Origin of the sequence: Paenibacillus sp. FSL F4-0243, from assembly GCF_037963295.1 — a bacterium.
Classification (GTDB): domain Bacteria; phylum Bacillota; class Bacilli; order Paenibacillales; family Paenibacillaceae; genus Paenibacillus_AQ.
The window spans coordinates 3927054-3950768 of sequence record NZ_CP150151.1 but is presented as its reverse complement, the minus strand read 5'-3'; the positions used below and the strand labels follow the sequence as shown (position 1 = coordinate 3950768).

The 23715-nt window shown below is 41.6% G+C and carries 27 protein-coding genes; 23 read left to right on the top strand and 4 right to left on the bottom strand.

The window, feature by feature from the left end; all coding sequences use genetic code 11:
- Window positions 1-267: 267 nt before the first annotated feature.
- The 7 genes from NSS87_RS17445 (at window position 268) to NSS87_RS17415 (ending at window position 4415) form a co-directional block, all read left to right on the top strand.
- Complete coding sequence (locus NSS87_RS17445) at window positions 268-456, top strand: hypothetical protein (RefSeq protein WP_076283523.1); 189 nt, start codon at window positions 268-270, stop codon at window positions 454-456.
- 344 nt (window positions 457-800) lie between these two features.
- Window positions 801-980 (top strand): hypothetical protein, encoded by a 180-nt coding sequence (locus NSS87_RS17440; protein ID WP_339241632.1) that lies wholly within the window; start codon window positions 801-803, stop codon window positions 978-980.
- Between the two features lie 192 nt (window positions 981-1172).
- On the top strand, window positions 1173-1460 hold the full coding sequence (locus tag NSS87_RS17435) for a phage portal protein (RefSeq protein WP_339241629.1): 288 nt from the start codon (window positions 1173-1175) through the stop codon (window positions 1458-1460).
- Between the two features lie 448 nt (window positions 1461-1908).
- Entirely contained in the window at window positions 1909-2112 is a 204-nt protein-coding gene (locus NSS87_RS17430; RefSeq protein ID WP_042188862.1) for a DUF5316 family protein, read from the top strand.
- Between the two features lie 266 nt (window positions 2113-2378).
- Window positions 2379-3002 carry a DUF4352 domain-containing protein gene (locus NSS87_RS17425; protein ID WP_339241626.1) on the top strand — a complete coding sequence of 208 codons (624 nt, stop codon included), beginning with the start codon at window positions 2379-2381 and terminating at the stop codon, window positions 3000-3002.
- A 133-nt stretch (window positions 3003-3135) separates the two neighbouring features.
- The gene (locus tag NSS87_RS17420; protein WP_052404320.1) at window positions 3136-3636 is read left to right on the top strand and encodes a cupin domain-containing protein; all 501 of its coding nucleotides are present in this window, start codon (window positions 3136-3138) and stop codon (window positions 3634-3636) included.
- The gene (locus NSS87_RS17415; protein WP_339241624.1) at window positions 3609-4415 is read left to right on the top strand and encodes an MBL fold metallo-hydrolase; all 807 of its coding nucleotides are present in this window, start codon (window positions 3609-3611) and stop codon (window positions 4413-4415) included. The genes NSS87_RS17420 and NSS87_RS17415 overlap by 28 nt, the downstream gene beginning before the upstream one ends.
- Window positions 4416-4540: 125 nt before the next feature.
- Here NSS87_RS17415 and NSS87_RS17410 read toward each other — a convergent pair whose 3' ends face one another.
- The 4 genes from NSS87_RS17410 to lexA all read right to left on the bottom strand — a co-directional run bounded on the left by NSS87_RS17410 (window position 4541) and on the right by lexA (window position 7121).
- Window positions 4541-5119 carry a hypothetical protein gene (locus tag NSS87_RS17410; RefSeq protein WP_339241622.1) on the bottom strand — a complete coding sequence of 193 codons (579 nt, stop codon included), beginning with the start codon at window positions 5117-5119 and terminating at the stop codon, window positions 4541-4543.
- 234 nt (window positions 5120-5353) lie between these two features.
- Window positions 5354-5734: a hypothetical protein gene (locus tag NSS87_RS17405; protein WP_042188853.1), complete on the bottom strand. Its 381-nt coding sequence runs from the start codon at window positions 5732-5734 to the stop codon at window positions 5354-5356.
- A gap of 149 nt (window positions 5735-5883) precedes the next feature.
- Window positions 5884-6222 carry a L,D-transpeptidase gene (locus tag NSS87_RS17400; protein ID WP_042188851.1) on the bottom strand — a complete coding sequence of 113 codons (339 nt, stop codon included), beginning with the start codon at window positions 6220-6222 and terminating at the stop codon, window positions 5884-5886.
- A gap of 272 nt (window positions 6223-6494) precedes the next feature.
- Window positions 6495-7121, bottom strand: coding sequence for a transcriptional repressor LexA (gene lexA / locus NSS87_RS17395; RefSeq protein ID WP_042188849.1), 627 nt, complete (start codon window positions 7119-7121; stop codon window positions 6495-6497).
- A gap of 295 nt (window positions 7122-7416) precedes the next feature.
- Here lexA and NSS87_RS17390 point away from each other — a divergent pair, with 295 nt between their 5' ends.
- From NSS87_RS17390 to NSS87_RS17315, 16 genes are all read left to right on the top strand, one after another.
- A complete protein-coding gene (locus NSS87_RS17390; protein ID WP_339241620.1) occupies window positions 7417-7830 on the top strand; it encodes a LysM peptidoglycan-binding domain-containing protein in 414 nt (137 codons plus the stop codon).
- Window positions 7831-7939: 109 nt separating this feature from the next.
- The gene (locus NSS87_RS17385) at window positions 7940-8149 is read left to right on the top strand and encodes a DUF896 domain-containing protein (protein ID WP_042188845.1); all 210 of its coding nucleotides are present in this window, start codon (window positions 7940-7942) and stop codon (window positions 8147-8149) included.
- 49 nt (window positions 8150-8198) lie between these two features.
- Complete coding sequence (locus NSS87_RS17380; protein WP_339241616.1) at window positions 8199-8726, top strand: hypothetical protein; 528 nt, start codon at window positions 8199-8201, stop codon at window positions 8724-8726.
- 33 nt (window positions 8727-8759) lie between these two features.
- Window positions 8760-9545: an HAD-IA family hydrolase gene (locus NSS87_RS17375; protein WP_042188841.1), complete on the top strand. Its 786-nt coding sequence runs from the start codon at window positions 8760-8762 to the stop codon at window positions 9543-9545.
- 248 nt (window positions 9546-9793) lie between these two features.
- On the top strand, window positions 9794-10225 hold the full coding sequence (locus tag NSS87_RS17370) for a FixH family protein (RefSeq protein WP_052404319.1): 432 nt from the start codon (window positions 9794-9796) through the stop codon (window positions 10223-10225).
- A gap of 114 nt (window positions 10226-10339) precedes the next feature.
- Window positions 10340-13777, top strand: coding sequence for a methionine synthase (gene metH / locus NSS87_RS17365; protein WP_339241612.1), 3438 nt, complete (start codon window positions 10340-10342; stop codon window positions 13775-13777).
- A 144-nt stretch (window positions 13778-13921) separates the two neighbouring features.
- The gene (rnz, locus tag NSS87_RS17360) at window positions 13922-14869 is read left to right on the top strand and encodes a ribonuclease Z (RefSeq protein ID WP_076298752.1); all 948 of its coding nucleotides are present in this window, start codon (window positions 13922-13924) and stop codon (window positions 14867-14869) included.
- Window positions 14870-15152: 283 nt separating this feature from the next.
- Window positions 15153-15941, top strand: coding sequence for an HAD-IIA family hydrolase (locus tag NSS87_RS17355; protein WP_076298751.1), 789 nt, complete (start codon window positions 15153-15155; stop codon window positions 15939-15941).
- Between the two features lie 46 nt (window positions 15942-15987).
- Entirely contained in the window at window positions 15988-16803 is an 816-nt protein-coding gene (locus NSS87_RS17350; RefSeq protein WP_042188834.1) for a DNA-formamidopyrimidine glycosylase family protein, read from the top strand.
- Window positions 16703-17650 carry a deoxyribonuclease IV gene (locus NSS87_RS17345; protein WP_339241610.1) on the top strand — a complete coding sequence of 316 codons (948 nt, stop codon included), beginning with the start codon at window positions 16703-16705 and terminating at the stop codon, window positions 17648-17650. Before NSS87_RS17350 ends, NSS87_RS17345 begins: the two co-directional genes overlap by 101 nt.
- A 2-nt stretch (window positions 17651-17652) precedes the next feature.
- Window positions 17653-17997, top strand: coding sequence for a cyclic-phosphate processing receiver domain-containing protein (locus NSS87_RS17340; RefSeq protein WP_339241608.1), 345 nt, complete (start codon window positions 17653-17655; stop codon window positions 17995-17997).
- Window positions 17994-18317 carry a thioredoxin family protein gene (locus NSS87_RS17335; protein WP_339241605.1) on the top strand — a complete coding sequence of 108 codons (324 nt, stop codon included), beginning with the start codon at window positions 17994-17996 and terminating at the stop codon, window positions 18315-18317. The genes NSS87_RS17340 and NSS87_RS17335 overlap by 4 nt, the downstream gene beginning before the upstream one ends.
- A complete protein-coding gene (locus tag NSS87_RS17330; RefSeq protein WP_339248607.1) occupies window positions 18317-19099 on the top strand; it encodes an ATP-binding cassette domain-containing protein in 783 nt (260 codons plus the stop codon). Before NSS87_RS17335 ends, NSS87_RS17330 begins: the two co-directional genes overlap by 1 nt.
- Window positions 19096-20163, top strand: a complete 1068-nt coding sequence (locus NSS87_RS17325) for an SAM-dependent methyltransferase (protein ID WP_339241603.1) — start codon at window positions 19096-19098, stop codon at window positions 20161-20163. The genes NSS87_RS17330 and NSS87_RS17325 overlap by 4 nt, the downstream gene beginning before the upstream one ends.
- Before the next feature lie 117 nt (window positions 20164-20280).
- On the top strand, window positions 20281-21780 hold the full coding sequence (locus NSS87_RS17320) for a protein kinase (protein ID WP_339241600.1): 1500 nt from the start codon (window positions 20281-20283) through the stop codon (window positions 21778-21780).
- Window positions 21781-22115: 335 nt separating this feature from the next.
- Window positions 22116-23669: an ABC-F family ATP-binding cassette domain-containing protein gene (locus NSS87_RS17315; protein ID WP_042188823.1), complete on the top strand. Its 1554-nt coding sequence runs from the start codon at window positions 22116-22118 to the stop codon at window positions 23667-23669.
- The last annotated feature ends 46 nt before the right edge of the window (window positions 23670-23715 follow it).

Genomic DNA, 23715 nt, shown 5'->3' with positions numbered 1-23715 from the left:
TCGGTTACTCATGGACTTCTGCTAAAGATGAACGGGGACGGATGATAGGAAGATACCACGAAACATGTGATAACGCCTATTTGCAAAGAGTGTGCCACAACAGTCTCTTGGTTTGAGTTTTGTCCGTAATGCAACGAGCTACATGCCACGATCCAGAAGCAACATGATAAACGGAGAAGCAAAGTGAACATTGATATAGCTTATGGGAGATATAAAGGTTAGGGGGCTGAGACCCCACACATTTAGGTATAAGGGGGAGGAGAGGATATGAGCAAACCGATCAAGTTTCGAGCTTTGAAAGATATCTATTGGGATGATTGGGGCCATATGAGACGAGTATTCGAAAAAGGACAGGTTTATGATGGCGTTATGCACTCAAATGGAAATGTTTCAGGGTACAGCCCTTTCTACGATGTGAGTGATGGGTTAGATCAAGGTGAGTACGAATTAATTTAAGTGGCACTACAGGCCGTCTGGCCATCGAGTCAGACTGAGTAATCCCAGTAAAACGGGGGCCGGATAATCTTCAGTTCTTACCCATTAAAGATATACCATAGTAATCCATAAGCTATTCCGAAGTAAGCAATCACACCCAGTAAAGAGATGGACAAAAGAATAATGATAACTTTCTTGCCGTTCATAAAATTCACCTCTTAATTCGAATAAAAAACCTCTCCAAATTTTTAGTGTAGGGGAAAGGCCGAGAAAGAAAGATTAGGCACAGCCCTCATCATCCAACTTGATTATAAATTAAATAAATACATACCATCAATTGATTTTATAACTGGAGGTCATACCTAATGAGCGATTGGTACTTAGGAATTATAAGCAAAGAGAAAGAAACATCAGGCGGTGGGCAAGGAGTCATTAAAAACTCGCAATTGTCTCCAGAGGAAAAGGCAGGGTTAGATCTAAAGTATCGACGCCCAACAGGGAAAGCAGCAGAGAGACCATTCGTTATTAAGGGGTCAGTGGAATGAAATACAAGGAAACTCAAAAAGCATTGGCTGACGGGCATAGACAATTTATTTTTACTGCAAGCCCCCAGCATGGATGGAATATCTGACAGCCTATGAAGTAGAGTTTCAATAGGAAGAAGAGGAAGGACGATGTTTGCAACCTCATGAACAATACGCTATTGAGGATGCTATGCATGATTTATCTGAGAGAGAATGACCACTGGAGCAGGTGGGGCGCTGGTAGAAGCTACAAACCTCGCTAATAATAAGATCGTTCACGGATTCTTGCGAAAGCTCGTTGATCAGAAAGCCGGTTATCTGCAGAGTAAGGAAATGAACATCCAGAGAAAGAACAAAGTTTATGATGAACTGTTGACAGGGATTTTTGATAAAGGATTTAAACGACTATTAAAAAAACTGTTAAAGGACAGCTTTAAAATGGGGTGCGCATGGTTGCATGTTTATTTAAGAAGGGAGTGCCCCGTCAGCGATGGCTGTTGAGGCACTCCCTTCTTTTTGAGGATATTCTTGAGAATAACGACAAACTGTATTAATTTAGTCGTCTGATTAGGCTTATAGGTTCGCATACAAGGTTGCTATCGGACCGCGATGCAGTTATTGGCCTGAAAAGTACCCAATTATGCTCTAAAGAAGCAATAAGGTTACTGGAGTCCGAAACCCTGCACAAAAGACGATTATTATGTAAATAACGTCAACTGAGTCTAAAACTCGAAGAAGAGGACTTTCTCCGTTAGTTGAGAAACTAAGTAGACACCAGAAGGGCCGCAATACCAATCGCCACAAAAATAGCACCTGAGCTCATACCTATGATTCCTCGATTATGTGTATTCTCGTCATACAACATTTTAATTTTTTCAATAGTAGTGGAGAATAATGTTAGAATATCTTATATATAGATATCCAATACTTTCCTGGGAGGAGCACTAATATGCGCATATTCATATATATAGGACTGGCTTTTTTTGTGATCTCTGGTATATGTGTTGGCGGATTTACGACAGGTACTCAGCAAAGAGGGAATTTTTATTCGGAATCCAAAGAAGACCGTAAAATTAAAAACAAAGTAGCGAAATGGTCAGCTTTAGGAGGAGTTCTTTCCTTGGCTATAGCTGGAGTAGTATATTTAATGTGATATTTACCTCACTCAAGTTCAAGAGTGGTAAAGAGTGCAATACAAGACTTTTTACAAGAACCTTTAGACCCTTGATGTCTTTGCCGTTGAGGTTTTTTGTATTTATAATTCTAGTAAAATGGAATTTAATACAACAGTCACAATTATTCTTATCATCTGACATTATTTTATATTTTTCTTGCAAAGGTATATCTTTCATAGGATAATATGGGTATATTTTCCTAGCAAAAGTTGGAAATGGATATTATCTGAGAGGAAGTAGAATATTGAAAACAAAGAAACCTTTTTTTAAAAAATGGTGGTTTTGGCTTATTATTGTTTTTGTTGTAATAGGGGTGATTGGATCACAGAAGAATGATAGTGAACCTACAGTATCAAAATCAGAACCAGCAGTGGCAAAGGTAGATGATACTGCAGCAACAGAGAAACCGGTCGAAAAGGAAAAGCCTACCAGCAAGCCTGCAGAAGAGCCAAAGGAAACGATGATAACTGAAGTTGGACAAACCATCACAACTAAGAATTTTAAGCTTACAGTTGAGTCTCTGGAAAAGCCTAAAGGAAATGATTATGTACAACCATCAGAGGGTAATGAGTTTGTAGAAATCGGAATTATACTTGAGAATATTTCCAGTAAAGATTATATGGTAAGCTCTATGCTAATGTTCAATGCATACCAAGACAGCTTCTCCATAAATGAAGATCTCTTGGCTCATACTTTGGATAGTCAAGTAGGAACAATGGACGGCGCTTTAGCTGCGGGAAAGAAAATTCGTGGCAAACTAGCTTACCAGCTTCCTAAGGATTGGAAAGAACTTGAAATCAATACTGATTTCACGGTTTTAAGTTTTAGTTCAGATGGAGAAATCAAAATCGTTCTTCAAAATAAATAGGATATTTCACATACAAGAGTCTCGCCAAAGCTGGCGGGGCTTTTTTTATTATTAAATCTGATAATCTGCATTTACATAAAGTACCAAACCGATTATATTGAAAGAAAAGCGTAATGGATGAGGGGTGTTATATTTGGCGAAGATTTTTAATGAAAATACAGTTTCATTTAAACAAAAGTTATCTCCGATCCCTGAGTTTGCTTGGCATACGAGTGAGAGGTTAGCTGAGATCGCTAATTCTAAACATCTTGTCTTCGACATAAGATCGCTTGATCCAGATAAGTATTCCTTTCCTTATCATTTTCATAGAAACGCTGAAGAAATATTTGTGATTTTGACGGGAAAAGCGATGTTAAGAACTCCCGAGGGTTTTAGTGAGGTTTCTGAAGGTGATGTACTATTTTTTGAAATAGGACCTGAAGGAGCGCATCAACTTTATAATCATACGGATGCCCCTTGCAAGTATCTTGATCTCCGAACGAACCAGGGCATAGATGTTTGCGAATATCCGGACTCAGGTAAAATCAACATTCTCCCCTATCAAGAAATTTATCAGGCAGATCAACAAGCGGACTATTATAAAGGAGAAGAGCAGGTAAGGGAGAAATGGAACGGAATGGAGGATCACACTTGATTCAAGATCGATGGTTCACAGTCACGAAAATTGATCCAATTACTTATGCAATCAGTGAATATGGACATTGGGAAAAGGTGCACTCTTTTTTGTTGTTAGGGAAAGAACAAGCGGTGTTGATTGATACGGGATTAGGCATCGATAATATAAAAAGAATAACGGATCAGTTAACGGATTTACCTATCGCTGTCATCACTACGCATGTGCATGCAGACCATATAGGCAGTCATGGACAATTTGAGACGATCTATGTTCATAAAGAGGATGAGGATTGGCTGATTAATGGAATACGAGGTTTGTCCCTTGCCCAGATCAGAAAAGATATGAGCCGAGATATTACTCTTCCTGTTCCTGAGACGTTTGATCCTAATACGTATACACCTTATCAAGGGAAACCAACGGCTCTATTGCGAGAGGGAGATGTGCTTGATTTAGGCGGGCGTAGATTAGAAATTTACCACACACCGGGTCATTCGCCAGGTCATATTAGCATCTTTGATCATGCGAACGGGTATCTGTTTACAGGGGATTTATTGTATGATGTTACGCCAATTTATGCTTTTTATCCCTCTACTAGTCCTGTTGATTTAGTGGCTTCATTAGAAAAGATTGCACAAATTCCAGGTGTATCACAAATATTTGGCTCTCATAATACGTTGGGTCTAGATCCAGCTATTTTGCAAGAGGTTATGAAGGCAGTTCGTGAATTACGTGAACGGGATCTTGTTGCTCATGGTACGGGCATTCACCAATTTAACGGATTTAGTGTGCAATTTTAAAATGAATGTTGGATGCAGCGAAAACGGCCCCCCCCAAAAGGACCGTTTTTTGTCTTTCCTTAAGGTTTTCAAAATTTCTAATTGGGTAAAGTAAAGTGAAGTAATCAGAGGTGGAAGGGGGGCATTTATTCGGATACGATCGACCTGAAGAATGCATGCAATTGTTGGACTTGGGAGTAGGCTTCTTTGTACTGATTGTCGGATTGTTGAATGGGCAATAAGCCTGGCAAGAAGGAGATACTATACACAGGTATTTCATTGCTGTTCATGTATATTTTAAGCGTAAGTTCCTCGATAACATCAGCCTCTTCGTCAACGTTATTAAGCACATTAATATCCGCACTTGAAGCAGTTGATTTGCTGTTTTGTTGTCGTTTAGATACTTTTGAAAGGGTTAGTGCGTTAACAACAATCTCTGATCCCATTATATTGTCGAACGAGTATAGCTTTGCTATTGCTTTTTTGCTTGTTTTTGGATTGCTGGTACCTATTGCTATTTTTTTATAAGGTTCATTAAGGGCGATCAAGTGAGATTGATTGGGCGGAATGAATGTTTTGGTGAATATAATATTAAAAGATGAGGTTGCGTTTAACAGCTTAGAAAGTTCAGAAGAAGTAGATAGTTTTTTTAATTCTATAATAACGGCACTTAGAATTAAGACTCCTCCTACAATGGCAAACATATACATTAAGAAAATCAGCATGTAATCACACCTCCAAAGATCTCAGTAGAGCAAGATTTATTGCTTATTGAAAGATATGCCTGAATTCTCTCTACTAGTATCTGTTAAGAGCGAAAATCGTGGGAATTTAGGAAACGACTACTGATTAGAAAAAGAGAAAGCACCCACAGATCTGCGATTTTGCAAGCTGGGTGCAAAATTGGGGCAACTGCTGGAGTGCTTTGTTGAGAGCTTTTTAAAATAATTATGTCAAAATCATAAGAAATTGAAGGCTGTGATTTGATCGGTATAAACAATTAGCTGTTTGTATTCGATCGGAGATTCATAGTGAGTATAGGGTCTTACAGAAACATCATTAAGGACTACAAAGTTATAGCTGAAATTTTTATCGGGATGTTCCGCACCTAAATAAGATATGTATTCATCTACAATGACATCATCCATTAGAGATTTTAAGTCAAAAACATCCTCTTTATTGGAGGTGGAAGGGGATATGGTCCCTTGAATACTGCCGAATGAGGTGAGTAAATTTACTTTTTTTCCACTCGCTTGATCGTTATTTAACAATAAGCCAGAGAGTTTAACAAGTGCATCGACTTTAAAATCGACGAGGGTTCTAATTTTTGAGTTGTTCAAAACGAGACACTTCCTTTCAATTTGAAATCCTGTTAACATTATTCGACATATAACCACATAATTCCTATTAGGTCATCAAAAATACATAAATACAAACACGCCCCCTCCATTGAACCATGAGTGAGGCGTGTTTATCTATAGAGATAGATTTAATTCCTGATCGTTACTCGTGTTCCAATCGGAACAATCGCAGCTAGTGCTAACACATCTTCATTGTACATACGAATACAACCGTGGGATACTTCGTGCCCTATGGATGAGGGATCATTATTTCCATGTATCCCATAGTGAGGCTTAGATAGACCCATCCAAAAGACCCCAAATGGACCACCTGGATCGGGTTGTTTGTTAATGATTGTGAATTCACCGAGTGGTGATTGAGTTAACATTTTACCGATTCCGACTGGGAAGCCCCTGATCACAATGTCGTTATCAAGAAGATAAAGCATACGCTGCGTCAGATCAACTATAATCCGGTAATTTGGCATTGTGCAACACTCCTTTCTAATTAAGATATGAGGAGGATGCCTAAACGGTTATTCATTAAAAATGGTCATTTTAGCCCATAAGAACAAATGTTCTGTAATTGATAAATGGAGTTTGATAACAATAAAAAAGCTGTTCTGCATTTGCAGAACAGCTTTTAAAAAATAAAAGAAAGTATATATTTTTACGATATACCCTATCCTTATACTTCTCGTAGAAACGGATACCGTCCTTTAAAGGGCGGTATCCGTTTTCGCTTGGTAGGAGTGCATACTTAGTGGATATCTCGAAATAATCCGATAACTCTGCCGAGAATGGTCACGCGATTAAGGCGAAGAGGCTCGTACGCCGGATTCTCCGGCTGAAGACGTATATGATCACGTTCTTTATAAAAAGTCTTAACGGTTGCTTCATCTTCTTCGGTCATAGCTACAACGATATCTCCGTTATCAGCCGTTTGTTGTTGACGAACAATAACATAGTCGCCATTCATAATCCCAGCTTCGACCATACTGTCACCTTGAACCGATAACATAAATACTTTGTTATCTCCAACATAGTGAGTTGGAAGCGGGAAGTAGTCTTCAATATTCTCAGTAGCAGTGATAGGAACCCCGGCGGTAACCTTACCTACGACAGGAATGCGCGCGACGGTTTGCGCGAAATGATGGACATTCTCGGAATCCTCTTGGCCAAGCAATTCTATCGCACGAGGCTTCGTTGGATCTCGACGGATAAGTCCCTTCTTCTCTAGCCGATCTAAATGACCGTGAACTGTGGAGCTGGAAGCAAGACCAACAGCTTCTCCAATCTCCCGGACGGAAGGAGGATAACCCTTGCTGCGGACTTCGCTACGTATAAATTCCAGGATCGCCAGCTGGCGACTTGAAATCTTTGACATTGGAATCAACCCCATATAGTAATGTTTGGGAAAATTATAACATAGAACTACCGTTCGCACAAACATAAGTTCTAACTATTATAAATATTAATTCGAAAGAGTTAATAAATGGTAGTCTTGTATTGATTGCGTTTCCTTCATCTAAACAATAAGAGTGATTCTTTATATGAAGAATATGGTAAATATTAACCTCTGAAAAAAAGAGAACAATTGTTCTAAAATAGTATTGAACAAAACACATGTTCGTGTTATTATAATTTCAAAAGTAAGAACAAGTGTTTGGAGGATGATATTCATGTTAAAATACAGTACATACCGCAGCATCTACGATAAAGCCCCAGTGGTTGAATCTTTAGGACATAATCCTATTACCCGTTATTCAGCTCAGATTAAAGAGATTACAGAGCTTTTACTTGAAGGCTTGATGCGTTTGTTCCGTAGAGATTTTGTTATTAAACTGACATTGATCATTGTGCTCGTACTATCAGGACTTACAGTAGTAGGTAATGTATTTGCAGGATCTACTACTTTAATGAAGGATGAGAAGCGCGTAGTGGTTGAACGTGGAGATACACTTTGGAGTATTGCTCTTGAGAATAAACCTTCTGATATGAAAACGGCTGTATATATAGAAGGAATTAAAAAATTCAATGGCATTAAAGGTAGTCAGATTAATGCTGGAGATATTCTCACTTTACCTATATATTAATATTCTAAGAACATAATAAGAGGACATGAAGAGCTTGCAGGGAGTAAACCTTGACAAGCTCTTTTTCTCATGGCAGAGTTAGAATTAATTTATAAGGGGAGGGAAAGTTTTGAATATTGATGAGTTGGTCGCGCGTATTAACGAATTGGCACGCAAACAGAAGAGCGTAGGCCTTAATCAAGAGGAAACGGCGGAACGCGCCAAGCTTCGTGAAATTTATTTGGGGAATATTCGCAATAACTTCCGAGCACAATTGAATACGATTGAATTGGTCGATAATGATGAGCATGAACAAGGTAACAAGGGGCGTAAGCATTAACACCCTGTTCCTTTTCATAGATATTACTGGATGACTAGGGGGAACGCATATGGCCCGTTCTTGGGAAAGAATGGTTCAACGCAACACGCAGCAAATTAATAAGCAAAGAAAGAAACAGGGGAAGGAAACGATTTACGCATCTAAATCTAAATCTCCTGGTAAGAACAGCGAAACCTTTAAAGGCCGTAACATTGCATTTCCAGTAGTGTTATTAGTGCTTGGTACTATGTTTTGGATGATTGGTTCAGTGGACCAGGCCAAAGGTAATGGTATGCTTATGAATTGGCTAGGAGTCGTTTTGTACTACTTACTAGCGGCACTTTTGTTCTTCCGACGTCCGTACTTGAAGGTAGAGAATGCTAGACTATCTACTATAAAATTCAACCGCGAACGGTATCTGCCAGCTTCTGATATTGAGAAAATCATCCTTTCGCGTGGAGCTGTTGTAATTAAGCATAAAGGCAAACGCACGAAATGGATTTTTACCAGACTTATGAATCGTTATGATACACATGCGATGGGGACTCGACTGGAAGCATTCGCAAAAGCTCACCAAATTGAAGTAGTTCACGAATAGAAATTAACCAGCCATGGGAGAGGGAGACCTGTAATGCCAATTTCCGCCGTACTATTTGACCTTGATGATACACTGCTCTGGGATGATCGGAGCGTTAATGAAGCATTTCGTTCTGCATGTGAAGCCGCTGGGGATACGATTGATCCACAAGAACTGGAACTTGCGGTGCGTAAAGAAGCCATTGGACTATATGAATCCTACGAAACGAACCCGTTTACAAAGATGATTGGGATTAATCCGTTTGAAGCACTTTGGGGGAACTTTACTGCAGGTGAACAGCCGGAATTCCGTCAATTGGAGCAGCTTGCACCGGGATATCGTAAAGAGGCATGGCGTCGTGGTCTTGCAGCACTTGGTGTAGAGGACGAAGCTCTTGCTGAGACATTAGCAGCCAAATTCGCAGCAGAGCGTAGAAATCGACCTTACATCTATGAAGAAACGATTCAGGTGCTTGAAGAACTGAAGGGGAAAGTGAAGCTATTGCTTCTGACTAATGGATGCCCTGCATTGCAACAAGAGAAACTAGATGGCGTACCTGAAATCGTTCCTTTCTTTGATCACATCGTGATTTCTGGAAGCTTCGGAAAAGGAAAGCCGGATAAGGAAATTTTTCTGCATGCCCTAGAACTTTTAGATATTGCACCTGAGCAAGGAGTTATGGTCGGAGATAAGCTTACAACGGATATTCGTGGTGGGCTGGCAACAGGTTTGACTACAGTTTGGATTAACAGAAAAGGCAAACAGCCAGATCCGGAAATTCAGCCGGATTATGAAATCAAACATCTTGGAGAGCTTCTTTCATTAGTCCAATCTTTATAAAATTTCATTCATTTAAGCTTTAAGAAGGCAGTGAGTTCCTAGGTATCTAGGAGACTTGCTGTCTTTTTTATATCTACATCATATTTAATATGATAGATGAGATTTACTAGTATATGATTTAAGTCACAAGAGTTTCGCTGAATTGATGCGAAATACTGAAAAACCAATAATAATGTGTATAATAGATGGAGAATGTATAACATGAATTGGTAGATTCTTAGTAATCAATTCGACTGGGAGGAATCTAAATGAAGATTTCAAGAACAATAGTTCCTTTATTATTAGGTGCAACACTTTTAGTATTGGGAGGATGTTCATCAGACCAAACTAAACATTCTGGCGTACATAATATGAATATGAACATGGACATGTCTATGGAACCTATCAAGGTCGAGTTACATTGGAATCCTGAAGAGGTTGTTGTAAATCAGAAGGTGACCTTTGAAGCAGTAGTGACGCAAGACAACTTGGCAGTAGATGATGCGAAAGAGGTTCTGTTCGAAATTGTGAGTAAAGATGATAGTGAACAGAAAATTGAATTTAAAGGGAAGCTAGTCAGTGATGGAATCTATCAAGCAGAGGGAACACTAACGAAAGAAGGACAATATATTGTTACATCACACGTAACTGCTAGAACTCAGCATTCTATGCCTAATAAAGAACTCTCTGTAAAACCATAATTAAAAGAATAGCAATTCCTATGATTACAGATAATGCAGAGTGGAAAGGAAGGCTTTTCGAAATTCCTTTATTCTGCTAAACTTACTCTAATGTTTTACTGGGGGGACTATACGTTGGCTAAATATACACTTGAGGAAAGCTTACAACAAAGAATATTAATTCTAGATGGTGCAATGGGCACAATGATCCAACAGGTGCCTCTGACAGGTGAGGATTTTGGTGGGGAAGAATTGGACGGCTGTAATGAAATGCTAGTATTAACTCGTCCAGAAGTAATTCAGACGATTCATGAGCAGTATCTAGAAGCAGGTGCTGATCTCATTGAAACGAATACATTTGGTGCAACGTCTGTTGTACTTGCTGAATATGATATTCCGCAGCGGGCTCGTGAAATTAATCTGGTTGCAGCAAAGCTAGCTCGCAATGCCGTTGATAAATATGATACACCAGATCGTCCCCGCTATGTCGTAGGTGCGATGGGTCCTACAACAAAGACACTCTCTGTTACAGGAGGCGTCACTTTCCAAGAGCTCGTTGATAGCTACGAGGAACAGGCAGTGGCATTGATTGATGGTCAAGTAGATGCGTTATTGCTAGAGACCTCTCAGGATACGCTGAACGTGAAAGCTGGAAGTATAGGTATTCGAAATGCATTTGAGAAGACGGGTATCAAATTGCCAGTGATGATTTCGGGAACAATAGAGCCGATGGGTACCACACTTGCTGGTCAGAACATTGAAGCATTCTATATTTCTTTAGAACATCTGAAGCCTATCTCTATAGGTCTGAACTGTGCGACGGGTCCAGAGTTCATGCGTGATCATATTCGTTCACTTTCTGCAATCTCTTCAGCGGCTGTGAGTTGTTATCCGAACGCTGGACTGCCAGATGAGAATGGGCATTATCATGAATCTCCTGATTCTCTTGCGCGTAAAATTGCTGCGTTTGCAGAAAAGGGATGGCTTAACATTGCGGGAGGTTGTTGCGGAACGACACCGGAACATATCCGTGCTATGTCGGAGGCACTTTCACAATTCCCTCCACGTCCGCTTGCAGGAAATCATCCACCGGCACTTTCAGGGATTGAACCTATTTATATTGAGAACGACAACCGTCCATACATGGTTGGTGAACGTACGAATGTATTAGGGTCGCGTAAGTTTAAACGTCTTATCGTCGAAGGTAAATATGAGGAAGCCTCAGAAATTGCCCGTGCACAGGTGAAGAGTGGTGCTCAAGTTATCGACGTCTGCGTGCAAGATCCAGACCGTGATGAGATTGAAGATATTAAGCTGTTTCTAGAATTAGTTGTAAAAAAGGTTAAAGTTCCTTTGATGATCGATACTACCGATCCGAAGGTTATTGATCTGGCATTACAGTACTGTCAAGGTAAGGCGATAATTAACTCCATTAACCTTGAAGATGGTGAAGAAAAATTTGAGCTGGTCACTCCATTGATTCATAAGTATGGTGCAGCTATCGTAGTGGGTACGATTGATGAGACAGGACAAGCAATTAAGGCTACGGACAAACTGGAAGTTGCCAAACGCTCCTACGACTTACTAGTGAACAAATACGGATTAGCTGGAGAAGACCTTATTTTCGACACGCTTGTGTTCCCTGTAGGAACCGGGGATGAACAATATATTGGCTCTGCTAAAGAAACTATTGATGGGATTCGTTTAATCAAAGAAGCACTTCCAGGTGTTCATACGATCTTGGGGATCAGCAACGTTTCCTTTGGATTACCGGAAGCAGGACGTGAAGTGCTGAATTCAGTATTCCTCTATGAGTGCACTAAAGCTGGATTGGATTATGCGATCGTAAATACCGAGAAGGTAGAGCGTTATGCGTCTATTCCTGCTGAAGACCGTCGTCTTGCGGAGGAATTAATTTATAATACGAATGACGACACGCTTGCTGCTTTTGTAGCCGCCTTCCGAGGGAAAAAGGTTGAGAAAAAAGAGAAAATTTCTAACCTGTCACTAGAAGAGCGTCTGGCTTCATATGTAGTTGAAGGCACCAAAGAAGGACTTATTCCAGACCTTAATGAGGCGCTTACCAAATCAGGACCTTTGGAGATTATCAATGGCCCGCTAATGGCCGGAATGTCAGAGGTTGGACGGCTGTTTAATAACAATGAGTTGATTGTTGCTGAGGTGCTGCAAAGCGCTGAAGTAATGAAGGCTTCTGTTGGTCATTTAGAGCAGTTTATGAAGAAGGATGAGACATCGGTAAAAGGTAAGATCATGCTGGCAACTGTAAAAGGCGACGTGCATGATATAGGTAAGAATCTGGTGGAGATCATCTTATCCAATAATGGTTATCAGATCATTAATTTGGGTATAAAAGTACCACCTGAGACCATTATCGAAGCGTTTCGTCGTGAAAAAGCCGATGCGATCGGATTGTCTGGACTACTTGTAAAATCGGCACAGCAGATGGTGCTGACTGCGCAAGACCTACGCACGGCTGGGATTGATGTGCCTATTATGGTAGGTGGTGCTGCCTTGACCCGAAAGTTCACCAAAACACGTATCCGGCCGGAATATGATGGACTGGTATTATATGCTAAGGATGCTATGGATGGACTCGATATTGCTAATCGGCTTATGAATCCTGTTGAACGGGAGAAAATTGCCGAGGAAATTCGAGTGGAAGCAGAATCCGCAGTGGCAGTTGCTCCTAAGCAAGAGCTTCCTACGCTGACTAGAGCTGTACGCTCCAAAATTTCTCCAGATGCACCTGTATTTGTTCCACCCGATTTAGAGCGCCATGTCATTCGTAATTATCCATTGGGGCATATTATCCCTTATGTGAACATGCAAATGCTGCTCGGTCACCATCTGGGGCTACGAGGTTCTGTAGAGGCGCAATTAGCTGCTGGTGATAAGCGGACTGTGGAGTTGAAAGGTACTGTCGATGACATTCTACATCAAGCGATGCTGGAAGGTACGATTACTCCTCATGCGATGTATCAATTCTTTCCGGCACAATCAAGTGGTAACGATATTATCGTGTATAATCCACAGAATACAGCCGAGATTCTGCATACCTTTACTTTCCCAAGACAAGGTGTTGAGCCTTATCTCTGTCTAGCGGACTTTTTGAAGTCGGTCGACAGTGGAATGATGGACTATGTTGGATTCCTCGTGGTAACAGCGGGACACGGTGTTCGTGAGCTCTCTACAGCCCTTAAGGATAATGGCGATTATTTACGCTCACATGCGTTACAATCTGTAGCGCTGGAAGTAGCAGAAGGATTAGCGGAGCGTGTTCATCACATGATGCGTGATACATGGGGCTTCCCAGATCCTGCAGATATGACCATGAAACAAAGACATGGGGCAAGATATCAAGGGATTCGTGTATCCTTTGGTTATCCTGCATGCCCAGATCTGGAAGATCAGGGACCACTATTTAAACTATTATCCCCAGAGGATATCGGTGTTCACCTTACAGAAGGCTTTATGATGGAGCCTGAGGCTTCCGTTTCAGCGATGGTATTCGCTCATCCAGAAGCGCAGTATTTTAATGTAGAGAAGCTGTAATTCTTTCATTTATACACCCGGTCTGTAGGGGGATTGTATCCCTTTCAGCGGAACCTCCCGTAACTGGGGGGTTTTTTGCTGGAAGAAGGACGTTTAGAATAGATAAGAGATTGTTCAGCCGTTAAGACGAAGGGAGGACAAAGGATGGAATTATATTTTTTAGGTACGAATGCAGGGGTACCAACTATACAACGCAATGTAACGTCGATTGCATTAAGACTTCTGGAAGAACGCCGTAGCATTTGGATGTTCGATTGCGGGGAAGGGACTCAGCATCAGGTTCTTCGCTCACCGATTCGCCTAGGGAAGCTGGAAAAGCTATTTATTACACACTTACACGGAGATCATCTATTTGGTCTTCCAGGTTTATTATCTAGTCGTGGTTATCAGGGAGGGACTTCTCCTTTAACGGTTTATGGTCCACCTGGATTGAAGGCATACTTAGATATATCCTTAGCTGTGAGCCAATCCCGAATTCCATACAAGATTGAGATTGTCGAGCATACAGGAGGAACGGTATTTGAGGATGATGGTTTTAAAGTGGAGGCAGCATTATTAGAGCATCGTATTGATAGCTATGGTTACCGGGTAACGGAAAAGGATAGTCCTGGGAGCCTCAATACGGAATTACTAAAGAGTTATGGCTTAAAGCCTGGACCGTTATATGGAAAATTAAAAAAAGGTGAAGATGTTATAACGGATGACGGTGTTCGTATCTGCGCTGCTGATGTTGTTAGAGAACCTAAAAGAGGGCGTATTGTTACGATCTTGGGAGACACAAGACCTTGTTCAGGAGCTTTAGAACTCTCACTTCATGCAGACCTTATCGTTCATGAAGCAACCTTTGCTCATGATCTGGCAGAAATGGCGTATCAATACCATCACAGTACCGCACGTCAAGCTGCAGAGCTAGCAAAGGAAGCCAATGCAGGCCAACTATTGTTGACTCATTTCAGCTCTCGTTACAGTTCGTCTGAAGAGTTAATTCCTTTGCTGGAAGAAGCAGAACTCATTTTTCCAGAGACATTATTAGCGGAGGAATTCGGCACATATCCAATTTATCGAAGACAAAACGGGCAATTGGGGAAATGATTATTTTCCGGGAAAGCGCAGGAAATGACAGTGCTATGCTAAAAAATGCTGGATGAGTCTCTCGTTCGATTTCATTCGACGAAGTGTGTTAGATTTAAAGTAATTACAGTGTGAAAGAGGTACGAATGGCTGGAAATCTTGCCGAAAACAATCGGGCAATACCACCAACAAAAAGTATTATTAAACATTCTAAATCCAAGCTGGGCTTAGGTTAAATGTTTATTAATACCATTATTCATTTATCACATTAATTAAATTTCTTATGGAAATAGAGGGATTTATAATGGAACAGATTAAAGGATTATTGATTGACTTAGATGGTACGTTATACCATGGGCATAAAATGATTCCTGGTGCTGATTTACTGATTAAAGGTCTGCGTGAAGCGGGCATTCCTTTTTTATTTGTTACCAACAATTCATCGCGCACAGCGGCTAATGTGGCTGCACATTTATGTGGAATGGGAATCGATGCGAAAGCTGAGGAGGTATGTACCTCATCAATGGCGGCCGCACGTTACATAGCTGAGGAATCACCTGGGGCTGCAGTGGCGATACTTGGAGAAGAGGGTTTGCATGTGGCTTGTACCGAAGCTGGGCTCCGCATCGTCACAGACTCTCCCGATTATGTACTGCAAGGCATCGATCGCTCCTTCAACTATACGTCGCTCTCGCAAGCTTCACGCTGGATTCTGGGAGGAGCAAAGTTTGTACTCACTAACCCAGACTTAATGCTGCCATCAGATGATGGCATTATGCCTGGCGCAGGTACGATCGGAGCAGCCATCGAGGCTGCTAGTGGAGTGAGTCCAGTAGTGATTGGCAAGCCGGAATCCCATTTAATCAAATTTGCGACAGATCTTCTTGGTATAGAGCCTGAACATGCAGTGGTTGTCGGTGATAATATGCGTACAGATATAGCAGCTGGAGTAAATGCGGGCTGTCGTACAGTTCTTGTATTTACCGGATTAACCAATGCAGAAAATCTTGACCACTATAAAAACCTTACCGGAATCTCACCGGATGAAATTTGTGCCGATTTAACTGAACTTAAAACGTTTCTCGGTGTATAATAGCTAGGATCTTATTACTTCACCAACCTAGAAGGGACGATGAGCTATGCCGGAATTGCCGGAAATGGAGAATTATAGAAAGCTGCTTAGTCAGCATATTATAAATGTGCCAATATCTGATGTAATCGTGAACAGAGAAAAATCAATTAATATGGAAACAGAAGCTTTTAGAAATGCATTGATCGGTGCGCGTGTTGTTTTTGTTGAGCGGCGTGCCAAGTATATTTTGTTTCATCTTCATGATGGACGAAGACTACTTTTACATTTAATGCTTGGTGGAATACTTTTTTATGGCACGGAGGAAGAACGGCCGGATCGTAACACACAAGTCGAAATCGCATTTGGAGATCATATCCTTTACTTTATTGGACTTCGCTTAGGTTATATACATTTGCTGTCGGTGAAGGAAAGCGAAGCCACAATGGGTAAGCTTGGACCTGAGCTGCTGGATCGTCGGATGACGCTGGAAAGATTCACTGCATTATTAAAGGGACGGAGAGGTGCGCTCAAAAGCCTGTTAGTAAATCAGCATGTGATGGCTGGAGTCGGGAATTGCTATGCTGATGAGATTGCCTTTGAAGCTAGGCTTTTACCTTCTGCACTAGTACAAAATTTAACAACTGAATCTATAGCCCGTCTTTATGAGAGCATCCAAAAAGTACTGACTGAGGCGACTGAAATTGGTGGGTACATGGAAATGCCGTTTATGACTGGGGATACTGTTACAGGTTCATATAATAATCAATGTAAAGTGTATGATCGTGAAGGCGAGTCTTGTCTTCGTGATGGGGGAACGATTATCAAAACAGAGCAGTCTGGACGCAAAGTGTTTTATTGCCCAAACTGTCAGCATGACGAATAGCTCCAAAATAGGGGCACATGTTAGCATTCGCGGTGGTTATGGGAGAGCTGCCCGATTCGCTTGGGAGAGCGGTGCAACATGTTTTCAATATTTCCCTAAAAATCCGCGTAGTTTGAAACTTAAACAGGTAGATGTAAGAGATACGAGGGATTGTGCGCTCTTTTGCCAAGACAAAGGGATTGCTTCGATTGCTCACACACCCTATGGGATTAACATGGCGGCTGGTGTAGATGATGTTACTCCACGAAAGGTTTATGTAGCCTCTATCTTAAATGATCTGGAGATTGCAGAAGCTTGTGGTTCATTAGGCATCGTTGTTCATTTTGGACATTTTGGTGGAATGGAGCCGTTACAAGGCTATCAAAATATTATACAATGTATGAATGAGGTGCTTCAGTCCTGGGATGGACGTACTAAGCTGCTTATAGAGAATCAAGCGGGCAACCATGGAAATGAAGGAATTACACTTGAAGAACTCGTGAAAGTTCGAGAGCTTAGCCAATTTTCGGAGAAAATAGGATTTTGTTTGGACACCTGTCACGCTTACGCAGCTGGTATCTGGAACCCTGAGCGAACGGAAGACTTCCTTGAACGAGGAGAGCGACTTGGATTTTGGCCACATCTTGTTGCTGTTCATTTAAATGATTCTAAGTTTCCTTTCGACTCAAGACGCGACAGACATGCTGGAATCGGACAAGGACATATTGGAGAGCAGGGGCTGAAAAGCTTATTGTCCTCCAAGCTTTTACGAAGCTCAGCTGTTGTCATGGAAACGGAGAAGGGTGCGGATGGCAGTCACCGAAAAGAAATTGCTACTGTGCGTGGTTGGTTTGAAGCGGAGGCGTAATTGTGATTCATATCTATATGGATGATCTTCGAAAGGTACCTAAAGGGTTCGCTCTGGCTCGTTCGACGGAAGAATGTCTTCTAATGCTGCGTGAGTGCGAGGTGGATATTTTATCACTGGATTACGATATGGAACCGGGTGATTATTCGGGTGGAGAAGTTGCCAGACGGATCGTACTGGAAGGACTGTTCCCCCGAGAAATCTATTTGCACACTTCCAGTCTGTGGGGGCGAAAAGAAATGTATGAGATCTTATATACTGCTAAACCTGAGGGGATGCTTTTGGTAAATGGTCCCCTGAGTTCTGATAAGCTTCGCGATATCGCCGAGGAGACGGACTTGAAATGAAGGTAATGAATGAAGTGGAATTACTGGAGGCGCTCAAGAGTTCAGGAGAACCGCTTGTAGTATTCTTACACACTCCACTGTGCGGTACTTGTAAGGCTGCTGAACGGATGTTAGAGGTGGCGGCTCATCTATTGCCTGCTGAACTTCAAATGGTTGTAGGCAATGTGAACATGCTGCCGAATTTGGTACAACAATATCGTATTACGAGCGTTCCTGCACTACTTGTAGCTTCTGCAGAACGGGAAAATGATCCGAAAGTTTATTATTCCATGGTTTCAGTTGAGCGAGTGCTGGAATACATAAGGAGTGTTATATCATAATCATTTCATTACAACATTTATCTCTCCGCAGGGAAGAAAGCTTAATCTTGGACGATGTGTCGCTAGAAGTTAAAGAAGGTGAGAACTGGGTCATTTTGGGACGGAATGGCTCCGGTAAAACCACAATTTTAGAGATGATGACTGGTTATTTGTTTCCTAGCAAAGGGACTGTAGAAGTGCTGGGTTATAAATATGGACAATGTGATATACGTGAGGTTCGTAAAGAAATTGGCTATATCGGGCCTTCCTTGATGGAAAAGATGTCGTTAAAAGATCCGGTGTGGGAGGTCGTAGCAACAGGTGCTTACGCTTATTTGCGTTTCTACGAGACGATCCCCTCCGAAGTAAAAGAGAAAGCAATCAGCATGCTGGAAGATATGAATCTAGGCAATATGGCATTTCATCCTTTTGGGACCTTGTCACAGGGGGAACGTAAAAAGGCTATGCTGGCAAGATGTCTTATGGCTGACCCTAAGCTATTAATTATGGACGAGCCATGTGCCGGCCTTGATCTATATGAAAGGGAAAAAATGCTGGCTGAAATAGACAAGCTGAGACAGCGTAATGTTTCTGTAGTATACGTTACTCACCATGTGGAAGAAATTGTCCCGCTTTTCACGCATGTTGCATTAATCCGTGAGGGTAAGCTAGCTGGATCTGGACCGAAAGAAGAAGTATTAACGAAAGAAATGATCTTGGCCACTTATGATATTCCTGTTGATGTTGAATGGGATAGCGGTCGTCCCTGGATTAAAATTAGACCTGGAGGCAAAACGATTTGAACGATTTAAGACAAGATACCGAAGAGCAGAACATTGCTCCGGAAGAAGAAGTGTATTCCCGATATATTTGTACAGCTAATCACGGATTTGCGCCATATGCGCAAGAAGAGCTTCGCCGTTTATTCGGTGCTGTGAAGAGTACCTTGTTACTACCAGGAGAAATCTTTCTGGCTACATTGCAATCTGAACCAGAGGAAGTAACGCGCCTACTCACACAGAATCTTCCCATTTTCCTGCGTCATATACAGCCTGTTCAGTTTCAGGATGAAGGAACCATGGAAGCTCTACAGCGTTTAGCGGTGTATTTAAGTCGCCACACTGAGCTTGAGGGTGAAAAGGTATCCCTAAATGTTCGTAAAGGTGATCCTTCCTTCTGGCAGGACAGTCCAGGAGAACTTCGTGAATGGCTCCAAGAGCAATTGCAGAGCTTAGGCGCAGAATTTACTGTGCAAGAACCAGCCTGGGTTATTTCAGTCTACGCAGACGGGAATGCCTTATATGCAGGTGTGTCCAGACCAGAAGCTAATTTATCTAGCTGGAATGGCGGTGCCATCCGCTTTCGTAAGGAAGATGGACAAATCTCACGTGCTAAGTTCAAACTAATGGAAGCCGAGAAGGAGTTTGATATTCCTTTTTACAGCTTCCGTAATGCGTTAGATATTGGTGCTTCTCCAGGTGGGTGGACTTCTTTCTTACTGGAACGTGGAATGAAGGTTACTGCGGTTGACCCTGCGTTAATGCATGAGTCCCTTCGTAATTATCCGGGCTTGAAAATCCTTCGTAAAAACGCAGGAGAAGTAAAATTCCGGGACAATGAATTTGATCTGCTCGTGTGCGATATGAGCTGGAGTCCTAAGCTGATGGCGAAGCTAGTAACTGGGTTACTCCACAGTCTGTCACCGGGTGGAACAGCCATTGTGACCGTAAAACTAATGCATAAGAAACCACTTGCGATGATCAAAGAAATTATTGCGATGTTTGAAGGGGAGCGCATGCAGATTCAGCGTGCAAAGCAGCTATTCCATAATCGTGATGAAATTACACTTTATATGATTAAATACTAATCAAACAAATTTTAATTTTCTAAGGGAAAGCATCCCGTTATTAACGTGACCGTATTTTGCGGTAAGAACGTTAATGGCGGAAGCTTTCTCTTTTTTTTGCGAAAAGGGGGAGTAAGTTTGTATTTTGAGACAAAACTTAAGATTGGACAGGTTATTGATGACAGATACAGAATTACGGGCCATATTGGATCAGGTGGGATGAGTAATGTTTATCTTGCGGATGATTTGCGTCTAAAGGGTAAACGATGGGCTGTAAAAGAAAGCTTATGCTTAGATGAGCTGCATTCTGACATCCAAGCGGAAGCCGATATGTTAATTACACTAGACCACCCACGATTGCCGCGTATTGTCGATTTCTATCTTCCAGATCGAGAAGGGTATTCCTATTTAATCATGGACTATATTGAAGGTGTGAGCTTGAGTCAGCTAATGAAGGACAATCCCGGACCTTTGCCAAGTGACTTCATCATTCAGGCGGCTAAACAGCTTTTAGAAGTCCTTCAATATCTGCATAGTCAACAACCACCGATTATCTATCGTGATCTAAAGCCTTCAAATATCATGTTGACACTGCAAAAAGAACTGATGTTAATTGACTTTGGGATCGCACGAAGCTACAAACACGGTATCTCTGAAGATACGGTTAAGCTTGGTACGGTTGGATTCGCGGCACCTGAGCAATATGGAAGTGGGCAGAGTCAGCCGGTATCCGATTTATATGGATTAGGTGCATTAATTCTCTTTATGGCAACTGGAGGGCAATGCAGTCAATGGGAGTCTGGGATGGAGGATCGGCTATATAACCATATGCCAGCTGGCATTATTCCAATCATAAGACGCTTATTACGACATCACCCGGAAGAGCGTTATCAGAATGCGGAAGCAGTTCTACAGACGCTAATTCGTATGGAGTCCGAAATGGTTAGAGTAAATGATTTTACTATTTCAGTCCCACATTCTCTAGAAAAGAGAAAAGCGATGGTCATTGCCATACTCGGAGTTGCTTCAGGTCTTGGAACAACACATACTTCATTCGCAGTGAGTAGCTTACTTGCACAGAAGGGGGCAACTGCATGGGTTGATTTTTCTCCTGATTCATCGGTTTATGAACGCATTCGCAGCATGTTACATACACAGATTACAACTGTTGCATCCAAGGATGAGATATCTGCTTTTTCATGGAAAGGGGTGCATTATTGGAAACGTCCTATTCACGGAAAAATGGCTGATTTGCTGAGAGGGGATTATCAATTTGTAGTGTTGGATCTTGGCATTGGGGAATATGAAGGGGTGCTTGATGAGTTCAAATATAGCGATATGCCGATTCTAATTACTTCTGGTGCAGATTGGCGACTCGAAGATTTACTAGTGTGGCTTAGGCGTAAAAGGTTACAGCCTGAAACGAATTGGAGGGTGGGGTTACCACTCGCAGAACGCTCAACTGTACAACTGTTGCAGACCGCTATAGGTACAGATAAGATTTATGGACTACCTTTTCAGCAAGATCCATTCAAGCCTAAGGGGAAGTTGGTAGAAGAGATCAATGAAATGTTTGAGGGAGTATTAGATGTACCCAGTAAGGGGAAAAGCCGTAGTTTTTTTCAAAAGAAAGGCTGAATAAAGCGGTTCTCTATGCTTCCTCTTTTCACTCAACTAACTTTTAGTTCAGTGTTGCATTAAAGTGTGTTAAAATATATATTTATACGTGTTTTGAAAAATATAAGAAAGTATAAGTTTTACACTATACTTTATCTTTATATTTCTTGCATGAACGCTTACCGTCCTATAGGACGCCGAAGACGTTTCTGCTTGAAATATAAGAAAGTATAAGCTTCACACTATACTTTATCCTTATATTTTTACGAGAAACGGTTGTCGTCTTTAAAAGATGACAACGTCGTTTCTTCTTATTACGCATTATTTAAGTATAGACAGGAGCTTGCGGAGAATTTATGAGTTTACTTAGTGTAGAAGACGTTTCCCACAATTTTGGGGATCGGACGTTGTTTAAAAATGTTTCTTTCCGGTTGCTACCGGGTGAGCATGTAGGAATCGTAGGAGCAAATGGCGTAGGAAAATCGACGCTTATGAATATTTTGACTGGAAAACTGTTGAAGGATAGTGGAAAAGTAGAGTGGACGCCTCGCGTCCGTTACGGTTACTTGGATCAGCATACGATCTTAACGCCAGGGAAAACCATCCGTGATGTATTGAAGGACGCTTTCTTGCCACTTTTAGAGCTGGAACAGGAAATGCTAACTATAACTGAAAAGATGGGCGACGCTTCTCCTGAAGAGTTAGAGATGTTACTCGAGCAAATGGGGGACATTCAGGAACAGCTGGACATCGGAGATTTTTATCTTATTGATGTAAAAGTGGAGGAAATGGCAAATGGTCTTGGTCTTTCCGTTATTGGACTTGACCGTGATGTCGCTTCACTAAGTGGGGGTCAGCGCACAAAGGTTCTGCTCGCGAAGCTTCTGCTTGAGAAACCGAATGTGCTATTGCTGGATGAGCCTACCAACTATTTGGATGTTGAGCATATCGACTGGTTAACTAACTATTTGAAGCAATATCCATATGCATTTATATTGATCTCTCATGATACGGAATTCATGAATAAAGTCGTAAATGTGGTCTATCACCTGGAGTTCGGTAAACTTACTCGATACACTGCGAACTACGAGAAATTCCTGAATATGGCCGAGATGAATAAGATCCAACACATAGATGCTTATGAGAAACAACAGGATTTTATTAAGAAACAAGAGGATTTCATTCAGCGTAACAAAGCTCGTGCCTCCACATCTGGCCGGGCGAAGAGCCGTGAGAAACAGCTGGATCGTATGGATCGAATTGATCGACCAGAAGAAGCTGCAAAACCTACCTTTAAGTTTAAAGAAAGTCGGGCCAGCGGGAAAACAGTCTTCGAAGGCATTGATTTCGAGATTGGTTACGACCGTCCGTTGCTTCCTATGCTGAACATGACCATTGAACGTGGAGAGAAGATCGCTATAACTGGATGCAATGGTGTCGGTAAATCGACGCTACTGAAGACTATTCTTGGCGTGATTCCTACGTATAGCGGTAAAACCTATCTAGGAGATTATCTGAACTCAGCGTATTTCCAACAAGAAGTGAAAGCAGCTAATCTTACACCTATTGAGGATGTCTGGAATGAATTTTCTAGTCTAACTCAGAATGAAGTGCGTGGACATCTAGCTCGCTGTGGTCTGAAAAATGAGCATATTACCCGACCGCTTAGCATGCTGAGTGGTGGCGAACAAGCTAAGGTCCGTCTCTGTAAGCTGTTGATGCGTGAGAGTAACTGGGTTCTGTTCGATGAACCTACCAATCACCTTGATGTTATTGCCAAGGCAGAGCTGAAGCGGGCATTGCAAGAATATAAGGGCACAGTCCTGCTCGTCTCCCATGAACCTGATTTCTATGAAGACTGGGTTACGAAAATTTGGGATGTTGAACAGTGGTCAGCAGTACAAGTATAGAATCTTCATACTCCCGGGGAATAGCAGACGATCTGCTGTTCTCCGG

Bases quoted from the DNA above. Each gene is read 5' to 3' on its own strand.
- NSS87_RS17390 (WP_339241620.1), top strand. From the start codon at position 7,417: ATGTTAAAATACAGTACATACCGCAGCATCTACGATAAAGCCCCAGTG.
- NSS87_RS17370 (WP_052404319.1), top strand. From the start codon at position 9,794: ATGAAGATTTCAAGAACAATAGTTCCTTTATTATTAGGTGCAACACTT.
- lexA (WP_042188849.1), bottom strand. From the start codon at position 7,121: ATGTCAAAGATTTCAAGTCGCCAGCTGGCGATCCTGGAATTTATACGT.
- NSS87_RS17410 (WP_339241622.1), bottom strand. From the start codon at position 5,119: ATGCTGATTTTCTTAATGTATATGTTTGCCATTGTAGGAGGAGTCTTA.
- rnz (WP_076298752.1), top strand. From the start codon at position 13,922: ATGGAATTATATTTTTTAGGTACGAATGCAGGGGTACCAACTATACAA.
- NSS87_RS17415 (WP_339241624.1), top strand. From the start codon at position 3,609: ATGGAACGGAATGGAGGATCACACTTGATTCAAGATCGATGGTTCACA.
- NSS87_RS17335 (WP_339241605.1), top strand. From the start codon at position 17,994: ATGAAGGTAATGAATGAAGTGGAATTACTGGAGGCGCTCAAGAGTTCA.
- NSS87_RS17435 (WP_339241629.1), top strand. From the start codon at position 1,173: ATGACCACTGGAGCAGGTGGGGCGCTGGTAGAAGCTACAAACCTCGCT.
- NSS87_RS17445 (WP_076283523.1), top strand. From the start codon at position 268: ATGAGCAAACCGATCAAGTTTCGAGCTTTGAAAGATATCTATTGGGAT.
- NSS87_RS17375 (WP_042188841.1), top strand. From the start codon at position 8,760: ATGCCAATTTCCGCCGTACTATTTGACCTTGATGATACACTGCTCTGG.
- NSS87_RS17400 (WP_042188851.1), bottom strand. From the start codon at position 6,222: ATGCCAAATTACCGGATTATAGTTGATCTGACGCAGCGTATGCTTTAT.
- NSS87_RS17355 (WP_076298751.1), top strand. From the start codon at position 15,153: ATGGAACAGATTAAAGGATTATTGATTGACTTAGATGGTACGTTATAC.
- NSS87_RS17350 (WP_042188834.1), top strand. From the start codon at position 15,988: ATGCCGGAATTGCCGGAAATGGAGAATTATAGAAAGCTGCTTAGTCAG.
- NSS87_RS17430 (WP_042188862.1), top strand. From the start codon at position 1,909: ATGCGCATATTCATATATATAGGACTGGCTTTTTTTGTGATCTCTGGT.
- NSS87_RS17380 (WP_339241616.1), top strand. From the start codon at position 8,199: ATGGCCCGTTCTTGGGAAAGAATGGTTCAACGCAACACGCAGCAAATT.
- NSS87_RS17440 (WP_339241632.1), top strand. From the start codon at position 801: ATGAGCGATTGGTACTTAGGAATTATAAGCAAAGAGAAAGAAACATCA.
- NSS87_RS17315 (WP_042188823.1), top strand. From the start codon at position 22,116: ATGAGTTTACTTAGTGTAGAAGACGTTTCCCACAATTTTGGGGATCGG.